The organism is Thermaurantiacus sp., assembly GCF_053487655.1.
The window spans coordinates 1-5,012 of record NZ_JBRCLD010000097.1 but is presented as its reverse complement, the minus strand read 5'-3'; the positions used below and the strand labels follow the sequence as shown (position 1 = coordinate 5,012).

At 66.2% G+C, this 5,012-nt stretch carries 5 protein-coding genes and 1 tRNA gene; 5 read left to right on the top strand and 1 reads right to left on the bottom strand.

Annotated elements, in window-relative coordinates; translation table 11 throughout:
* The 5 genes from ACWIQA_RS09590 to ACWIQA_RS09570 all read left to right on the top strand — a co-directional run.
* Positions 1 to 387, top strand: a 387-nt coding sequence (locus ACWIQA_RS09590) for a YeeE/YedE family protein (RefSeq protein ID WP_448582849.1), incomplete at its 5' end; no start/stop codon positions are given.
* The gene (locus ACWIQA_RS09585) at positions 387 to 836 is read left to right on the top strand and encodes a DUF6691 family protein (RefSeq protein ID WP_448582848.1); all 450 of its coding nucleotides are present in this window, start codon (positions 387 to 389) and stop codon (positions 834 to 836) included. The genes ACWIQA_RS09590 and ACWIQA_RS09585, both read left to right, overlap by 1 nt.
* A 118-nt stretch (positions 837 to 954) precedes the next feature.
* On the top strand, positions 955 to 1,380 hold the full coding sequence (locus tag ACWIQA_RS09580) for a TIGR01244 family sulfur transferase (protein ID WP_448582847.1): 426 nt from the start codon (positions 955 to 957) through the stop codon (positions 1,378 to 1,380).
* A gap of 490 nt (positions 1,381 to 1,870) precedes the next feature.
* Entirely contained in the window at positions 1,871 to 3,322 is a 1,452-nt protein-coding gene (locus ACWIQA_RS09575; RefSeq protein ID WP_448582846.1) for a pyridoxal phosphate-dependent decarboxylase family protein, read from the top strand.
* A 149-nt stretch (positions 3,323 to 3,471) separates the two neighbouring features.
* Positions 3,472 to 4,791 carry an aminotransferase gene (locus ACWIQA_RS09570; RefSeq protein ID WP_448582845.1) on the top strand — a complete coding sequence of 440 codons (1,320 nt, stop codon included), beginning with the start codon at positions 3,472 to 3,474 and terminating at the stop codon, positions 4,789 to 4,791.
* Positions 4,792 to 4,833: 42 nt separating this feature from the next.
* Here ACWIQA_RS09570 and ACWIQA_RS09565 read toward each other — a convergent pair.
* Positions 4,834 to 4,923: transfer RNA gene (locus ACWIQA_RS09565), tRNA-Ser, on the bottom strand.
* Positions 4,924 to 5,012: the final 89 nt, after the last annotated feature.

The following is a 5,012-nucleotide window of genomic DNA, read 5'->3' as shown; positions in this document are numbered from 1 at the left end:
ATGATCGGTCTTGCAGCCGCCGTGATGCTGCTTGCCCTCGGTCGTGTTGCTGGCGTCAGCGGGCTTGCGGCCCGGGTGCTCGGGCTCGGCGGCGATGCGCCACTTCCCGTCGCGGCCGCCTTCCTCCTGGGGCTGCCTCTTGGCGTGCTTGCCGTCAGCCTGCTTGCCGGGCCCCTCCAGGTGCAGTTCCCGCCATCACCCGCGGCGCTTGCCGCTGGCGGCCTTCTGGTTGGCTTCGGCACCCGGCTCGGGAGCGGCTGCACCTCCGGCCATGGGGTGTGCGGTCTCTCCCGTCTGTCGCCACGCTCGCTCGTTGCAACTGCCGTCTTCATGGCTGCCGGCTTTGCAACCGTTGCCATTGCGAACTTGCTGGGCTTCGGGTGGTGATGCAAATACTGGTCGCCCTTGCCGCTGGCCTTCTGTTCGGGGCTGGCCTTGCCGTCTCCGGCATGGTCGATCCCGCGCGCGTGCGCGGCTTCCTCGACCTCTTCGGCACTTGGGATCCAACGCTTGCGTTCGTCATGGCCGGCGCGCTCCTGCCCATGGCGGGGGCCTGGTGGCTCCAGCGCCGCCTCCCCAAGCCCCTGGCTTCTGATGCGTTCGCGCTTCCCACCCGCCGCGAGATCGACTCCCCGCTCATTGGCGGCGCCCTCCTCTTCGGGGCGGGGTGGGGAATCGCCGGCCTTTGTCCTGGCCCTGCCATCGCTGGCCTTGCGCTTGCGCCTGCGCAGGCAGCGCATTTCCTGCTCGCAATGGCAACCGGCATGGCCCTGCACCACATGATCACCAACCGGGCGAACACCGCCTTCTCCCGCCCTTCGCGTGGGCAGCGCTGAGATGCCGCGCCTTTGGCTCGCCGCCCTCCTGCCCTTGCTCGGCTGCACGCTTGCTGCCGAAAGCGCGGCAAGACCCGAAGCGCTTGCCGCTCTATCCCCAACAGGCACGAGGGAAGAGATGAAGGAACTGGCTCCCGGTCTCATGGTCACGTCGCAGATCGCACTCACCCGTGTCGAGCGCCTTGCCGCAGCCGGGGTCAAGACCCTCATCATGAACCGCCCGGATGGCGAAGAGCCAGGCCAGCCAACGGCAGCAGCACTTCGCGCCGCTGCCGAAGCGCATGGTCTTTCCTTCCACCATATTCCCGTCTCCGGCGGCCATTTCCCCGCCGAGGCCGTCGCCGCCATGGCAGCTGCACTCGAAGGTTCCAAGGGCCCGGTCGTTGCCTTCTGCCGCTCCGGGGCGCGCTCGGCAACGCTCTGGGCCCTGGGGCGTGCTGGCAAGGACCCGCCGGACGCGATTATCGCTGCCGGCCAGCGGGTCGGCATTGATCTTGCACCCCTTCGCAGCCGCCTCCAGCCCCAGGGGGAACCCTGGCCATAAGAGCCCGGCAAGCAGCAGGATGAGATGTTGCGCCGGGCAACCGCTGCCACGGTCCTTGCAACCCGCGCTGCAGGCTCTGAACAAGGCCAACCGGTCCTGCCCGCTGGCAGTCGCGCGCGGCCGCATCCTGCCTTGCCGAATTCGGCCCAAGCGGAAAGCTGCTGCCAAGCTTCCCGAAGTGGCTCATCGGTGGCACGCGGCCGTCGCGCCTTGCCTCGTCTCTGAAGTCCGAAGCCCGGCCCTGGCTCTGCTGGAACGCCATGCTTGAAGGGCGGGAATGGCTGGCAAAGCCGCGGTCGCTGGCACAGGCGCTTGCCACTGCGCCAGGGCGCTGACCAGGAGCGAGGTTTCCCCGGCAGGCGCGGCATCCCCGCCAGACGCCTGGAAGTGAACGCTCAAGGCGGCCTCCTGCCTTGCGCGAGCAGACGGCAATTGCCCCTCCCCCCGTCCCCACATTAGGCTTGGGCGCAACCAAGAAGGAGGCAGGGACGTGCGGATACCAGAGAGGGGGCGCAGCAGGGACGAAGTGATGGCGCTGCTCGAGAGAGCAGGTGCAAGCGACCTTCCCTGGCGCGAGGGCAAGACCTTCGCCTATGTCTACGAAGGCGGCCGCGATGTGGAAGACGTCGCCAAGCACGCCTACATGCGCTATCTCACTGAAAACGCCCTCGATCCCACCGTCTATCCCTCGCTTCTCAAGTTCGAGACCGAGATTGTTGCGATGGCAATCGCGCATCTTCGGGGTGACAAGGACTGTGTCGGCAATTTCACGAGCGGCGGCACCGAATCCTGCCTCCTCGCGGTCAAGGCTGCGCGCGACTATGCCCGCAAGGAGCGGGGCATTGCCGAGCCGCACATGGTGCTTCCCGTCACAGCGCACGCCTGCTTCCAGAAGGCCGCGCACTATTTCGACATCGGGATGACGCTCGTCCCCATCAACCCTCAGACCTTCAAGGTGAACCCCTACGACATGGAAGCGGCCATCCGGCCCGAGACCATCCTCCTCGTCGCCTCCGCCTGCCAATATGCCCATGGCGTCATCGATCCCATCCCCGAGATCGCGGCCATCGCCCAACGCCGCAACCTCCTCCTGCATGTCGATGGCTGCATCGGCGGCTTCCTCCTGCCCTATTTCCGCCGGCTGGGGGCGCCTGTCACCGATTTCGACTTCGCCGTGCCTGGCGTCACCTCGATTTCGATGGATTTCCACAAATATGCCTACGCCCCCAAGGGTGCGAGCGTCGTGCTCTACCGCTCGAAAGCGTTGCGGCGGCACCAGATCTTCACTGCCGCCACTTGGACTGGCTATTCCGTCATCAACCCCACCATCCAGTCCACCAAGTCGGGCGGTCCACTCGCAGCCACTTGGGCCCTCCTCCACTATCTGGGAGACGAGGGCTATCTGCGCTTTGCCGAGCGGACGCTGGCCGCCACCCGCGCCATCGCCGATGCCATCCGCCGCAATCCCCATGTCCGCCTGCTTGCCGAGCCCGAAAGCTCGCTCATCGCCTTCACCGCCGATGATTTCCCCATCTTCCCGATCGTCGACATCATGCGCAAGCGCGGCTGGTTCGTGCAGCCCCAGCTCGGCTACATGGGCTCAAAGGCCAATATCCACCTCTCAATCGACCAGTCCACACTCGACCTCGTGCCCCAGTTCCTCCCCGATCTCGAAGCCGCGATCGAGGCAGCGCGCAGCGCCAACTTGCGCTTGCCAGAAGAGATGCGCGCCATGCTGGCTTCGCTTTCGCCTGAGACCTTTACGCCTGAGACCTACCGGCAGCTGATGGCACTGGCGGGCACCAGCGACGGCCTGCCCGAAGGCACGGCGCCCATCAACCTGATGCTCGATGCCATGCCACCGGAAGTGGCCGGAATCGTCATGACCGAGTTCTTCAATGATCTCTATGTCCAGCCTAGGGAGGCGCCGGCCGCGGCATAGCTCCCCAGCTGTGGCGGCAAGGGCCACCCGCTGAGGGTTACACACGGCCGCCTTCGCGTCCCGCAAAGCCTCCTCGTGGAGGGCGGCTTGCTCTTGCGCGCGCCGCCATTAGGGAGATCCCGGCTCCTGCGATGAAACGGACAGCCAAGATGCCCACCACACCCCGCGCGGCTGACCTTGCACATGCCTTCCACCCCCAGACGAATCTCGCCGCCCACGAGTCGGCTGGCCCCTTCCTCATTGCGCGCGGCGAGGGAATCTTCGTCGCAGACGAGGATGGCCGCCGCTTCCTTGATGGCATGGCGGGTCTCTGGTGCACTGGCCTTGGCTATTCCGAGCCGCGCCTTGTTGAGGCCGCCCGACACCAGCTTGCAACGCTCCCCTATTGCCAGAGTTTTGCATCCCGCGCCCACGAGCCTGGCACCCGTCTTGCCGAGGAGCTGGCAGCAATCGCGCCTGCAGGGCTCACACGCGCCTTCTTCGCTTCCTCAGGTTCCGAGGCGAACGACACTGCCATCAAGCTCGCCTGGTATTATTGGGTGGCCCGCGGCGCGCCCGAGCGCACCACCATCCTCGCCCGCAAGCGCGCCTATCATGGCACCACCATTGCCTCGGCAAGCTTGACAGGCCTTCCCATCATGCACGGCGGGTTTCACTTGCCGCAGGGCTTCGTCCGCCATCTCACTGCCCCCCATTTCGTCGGGGAGGCACAGCCAGGCGAAACCGAGACGGAGTTTGCCAACCGGCTTGCCTCAGAGCTCGAAGAGACGATCGCAGAGCTCGGCCCCGAAACCATTGCCGCCTTCATCGCCGAGCCAGTCATCGGGGCCGGCGGCGTCATCCTCCCTCCAGAAGGCTATTTCGATCGCATCCAGCCCATCCTGCGCCGCCATGGAATCCTTCTCATCGCCGACGAGGTGATCACTGGCCTCGGGCGGCTTGGAACCATGTGGGGCTGTGAGGCCTTCCGCATCCGCCCTGACATCATGACTTGCGCCAAGATGCTGACGTCGGCCTACCAGCCGCTGTCCGCCGTCCTCGTCTCAGACGATATCTATCGCTCGATTGCCGAGGAATCCGGCCGGCGCGGCAGCTTTGGCCATGGTTTCACCTATTCCGCCCACCCGGTCGCCTGCGCCGTCGCACGCGAGGTGCTTGCCATCTATGCCGAGCGCGACATCCTCGGCCATGTCCGTGCCGTAGCACCACATTTCCAGCACCGCCTTGCCCTGCTGGGCCAAAGCCCGCTGGTGCGCGAGGCGCGGGGGATGGGCCTCATCGCTGGCCTTGAAATGCGCGCGCCGAGCGATGCCGCCCGCCTCGAGGCCGCCGCGCGTGCGGAAGGCCTGCTCTTGCGTGCGGTTGCTGGTGACACGGTTGCCATCTGCCCACCGCTCATCATCAGCGAGTCCGAAATCGACGACCTTTTCGACCGCGCCGCCCGCGCCCTTGCCGCCATTGCGCACTAGCGTGCGCCAACAGCCGCTCGCACGAAAGCGCGCTCAACCCCTTGGCGGAGAGGGAGGGATTCGAACCCTCGATGGGCTTGCACCCATAACGGTTTTCGAGACCGCCGCATTCGACCACTCTGCCACCTCTCCGCACGAAGGGGGCCGCAGACGCGAAGCGCGCACCTAGCGGGGCGAACAGGAAGGCGCAAGCCAACCCCTTTTCGGGCGTGAACCCTGCC

What these genes read in the sequence shown, in the direction of transcription:
- ACWIQA_RS09585 (WP_448582848.1), top strand. Translation starts at nt 387, where the DNA reads ATGCAAATACTGGTCGCCCTTGCCGCTGGCCTTCTGTTCGGGGCTGGC.
- ACWIQA_RS09580 (WP_448582847.1), top strand. Translation starts at nt 955, where the DNA reads ATGAAGGAACTGGCTCCCGGTCTCATGGTCACGTCGCAGATCGCACTC.
- ACWIQA_RS09570 (WP_448582845.1), top strand. Translation starts at nt 3,472, where the DNA reads ATGCCCACCACACCCCGCGCGGCTGACCTTGCACATGCCTTCCACCCC.